We start from the raw sequence: 233 nt of genomic DNA on the forward strand, positions 1-233 counted from the left end.
AAATTTAGCTCTGTATTTTTCTGTTTTTTTAAAACCAAAAGCATCGATTTCAAACTGTTTTGGATCAAAACAATACTCACCAAAAACTTTACTACCTTTATTTGTAGCTTCACTTAATACGGTATTATCTATGGTTCTAAGATCATTTCTGAACCAAACTAAGTTTTCTATTTTGTCTTTCTGCATTTTTCGCTACAATATTTAACGTTGTCCCAATCTTTTGCCCATTTTTT

The 233-nt window shown here is 29.2% G+C and carries 2 protein-coding genes; both read right to left on the minus strand.

Going from position 1 to position 233, the window contains the following annotated elements; all coding sequences use genetic code 11:
* Window positions 1-186 (minus strand): deoxyribodipyrimidine photo-lyase (locus ACRHNM_RS18305; protein WP_431138051.1); only part of this gene is annotated, 186 nt, incomplete at its 3' end.
* Window positions 168-233 (minus strand): DUF2256 domain-containing protein (locus tag ACRHNM_RS18310; protein ID WP_431138053.1); only part of this gene is annotated, 66 nt, incomplete at its 5' end. The genes ACRHNM_RS18310 and ACRHNM_RS18305, both read right to left, overlap by 19 nt.

This window comes from Psychroserpens mesophilus (assembly GCF_050617655.1).
GTDB lineage: Bacteria > Bacteroidota > Bacteroidia > Flavobacteriales > Flavobacteriaceae > Psychroserpens > Psychroserpens mesophilus_A.